This is a genomic window from Shewanella sp. 11B5 (genome assembly GCF_002836795.1).
Taxonomy (GTDB): domain Bacteria; phylum Pseudomonadota; class Gammaproteobacteria; order Enterobacterales; family Shewanellaceae; genus Shewanella; species Shewanella frigidimarina.
This window is the reverse complement of the sequence record NZ_PJAP01000976.1, coordinates 1-2,856: the sequence shown is the minus strand read 5'-3', so window position 1 is coordinate 2,856 and position 2,856 is coordinate 1. Positions and strand designations below refer to the sequence as shown.

Genomic DNA, 2,856 nt, shown 5'->3' with positions numbered 1-2,856 from the left:
CTAATGCGTTAGCTGGATTAATTTACTTAAAAAGTAATGATCCTACTGAATCATTTGAACATGGCGCAAAAGTCAGTTTAGGTGACGACAACCTTCGCACGCTTTCAGGCTTTAGTTCGGGTCCACTCAATGATTCGGGTAAATTGCTCTACCGTGTATCACTAGAACAACACAATCAAAATGGCTACCGTGATAACCTTTATCTTAACCGTGATGATACTAATGAGCGCGATGAGTTAACGGCGAGAGCTAAGTTCCGTTGGTACGCTACAGACGATCTTCAAGTTGATTTAACCTTATTACATGCCAATTTTGATAATGGTTACGATGTATGGACATTAGATAATAATCGCAGTAACACCTTAACTGACCAACCCGGTATCGATGCACAGAAAACCACAGGAGTAGGAGTTAAGTTTATTTTCACGGGTATGCAAGCATTTGACTTCACATCATTAACATCATTTGCGCAAACTGATCATCACTATGCTTATGATGGTGATTGGGCCAATTCGGATTATTGGGCGAGTAAAGCATGTAGCGTCTATGACGATGCGGGAGCTGTGTCTGGTACTGAGCCGTGTGTTTATGATTACACCTGGGACAAAAAAGGCGATCGTAAAACCTTAACCCAAGAGTTCCGTTTATCATCCAAAGATGCAGGACGCATCCTCGCCGGTAGTACCGACTGGTTGTTGGGTGTATACGCGATGAATTTGAAAGAAGATAACGACTTATACTCGGAATACAACACCTGGCCAGATGAAGTATTGCAGTCAAATTACGAAGCGACAAACTATGCCGTATTTGGTCAGCTAGACAGCCATTTAGGTGATGATTACTTATTGTCGACAGGGTTACGTTTCGAGCGTCGCGATAGTGATTATAGCGACAGCAATAAAGATAACTTTGCCCCATCAGAAGATATGTGGGGAGGCCATATTGCGTTGTCAAAAGCCATTAATGCTAATCACAATGCTTATGCTCGTGTCGCCCGCGGTTATAAGGCGGGCGGTTTTAATATGACATTGCCTGCTGAATTGTCTGACAAGAAACAGTTCGACACTGAGATTTTATATAACTATGAAGTTGGCCTAAAATCGAGCTGGTTTGATGGAGAAGTGGATTCTACCTTGGCGCTGTTTTATATGGATCGCCAAGATCAACAAGTTGCCGCATCTTTACAAGACCCAGATAGCCCGCAGCGTTTTATTCTATTTACCGAAAATGCCGGTAGTTCAAGTAACTATGGCGCGGAACTCGATGCAAAATGGTATTTGACAGAAAATATTGAATTTTATGGTAGTTTCGGTTGGTTAGAAACTGAATATGGTCAATATCAATACAGTGACAAATACGGTTCTACCATCGATTTATCTGGACGCGATTTAGCGCATTCGCCTAAATTTACTTACAGTGCCGGTATGACCTATGTTGCTGATTCTGGTTGGTTTGCAAACGTGAATGCCAGTGGTAAAAGCCAGTTTTATTATTCTGACAGCAATGAATCGCAGTCAGAAGCCTATATCATTTACAACGCCCGCCTAGGTTATGAAACGTCAACATGGTCGGCATATTTATGGGGCCGTAATTTGTTTGATGAACAATATGGTGTGCGAGGCTTTTACTTTGGCAACGAACCAGATCAAGATTGGGCAGATAAGCAATATATTCGTTACGGTGATCCGCGCCAAATGGGTGTGACATTAGAAGTTAAATTTATGTAATGACACAAAATCGCTGCAACCACAGTTGTAGCGGTTTTAATTAAGGAATAAAAAATGAAGTTAACTGCAGAGATCAGCATGTATCCGTTTAATGAGAACTATCTTGATCCTATTCAATGGTTTATCGGCAGAGTGGATAGTTATGACAATATTCAACGAGTGACAAACGCGATGGCAACCCAAGTCTGTGGTGAATATACAGATGTGATGTCGATGTTAGCCGTTGAAATGCAAGCTGCACACCAAAAGTGGGGTAAAGCTGTTTTTGTGTGTAAATTTATTGGTGGTGAGCTCGACCTTGCTCACAGCGAATAACCACAATGAATGATCTATTTATAACGCTACAACAAGCTTTTAGTGAAGCGTCATTAATGACGTTTTGGGAGGCTGTTGCCGTTATGCTAGCGCTTGCTTACTTAATTCTTGCTATGCGGACTAACATTTGGTGTTGGTCCGCAGCATTTATTAGTACCGCCATTTATACTGTACTATTTTGGAATGTATCGTTATTGATGGAGTCAGTTCTTAATATTTATTATATGGGGATGGCGGTTTATGGGTATTGGCTATGGTTGCACGTGCCACCTTCTGAGCAAAGTAATTTGCACAATTCTGAGCCGCATAATGGTACTCAGCACAACATTGAAACCAATCATCTTAATATTACCAGTTGGTCATTTGGGACTCATGCTTGGCTCATCGGCGCGACATCATTAGTGTCTATACTGGTGGGATATTTAATGGCTCATTACACGTCGGCAGCATTTCCTTATGTCGATGCGGCAACCACTTGTTTTGCTATCGTTACAACCTATCTAGTGGCGAAAAAAGTGCTGGAGAATTGGCTCTATTGGGTTGTCATTGATTTTGTGTCTATTTACCTTTACTTCCAAAAAGGCTTAATGCTGACATCGGGTTTGTTTGTTTTATATGTCGCGATGGCGGTTGGCGGATACATGATGTGGCGTAAGAAATACCGCCATCATATAATCACGCAACACAATACAAATCAAGAGGTGGTTGGTGTATAGCCAACCACCATGCCATTTCATTAGAGTAAATATTTGATGTCTAAGCCGCTGTTATCTCTACCTATCGATGTGCTTAATATAATCAGCAAAGCCATGCC

General features: G+C 41.5%; 3 protein-coding genes. All 3 read left to right on the top strand.

Features of this window, described 5'->3' with window-relative positions; all coding sequences use genetic code 11:
* Positions 1-1,727: TonB-dependent receptor (locus tag CXF78_RS19085; RefSeq protein ID WP_102037644.1), on the top strand; the 1,727-nt coding region annotated here is incomplete at its 5' end.
* 54 nt (positions 1,728-1,781) lie between these two features.
* Positions 1,782-2,042, top strand: a complete 261-nt coding sequence (locus CXF78_RS19080) for a YkoF family thiamine/hydroxymethylpyrimidine-binding protein (protein ID WP_011636998.1) — start codon at positions 1,782-1,784, stop codon at positions 2,040-2,042.
* 5 nt (positions 2,043-2,047) lie between these two features.
* On the top strand, positions 2,048-2,758 hold the full coding sequence (gene pnuC / locus CXF78_RS19075; protein ID WP_011636999.1) for a nicotinamide riboside transporter PnuC: 711 nt from the start codon (positions 2,048-2,050) through the stop codon (positions 2,756-2,758).
* The last annotated feature ends 98 nt before the right edge of the window (positions 2,759-2,856 follow it).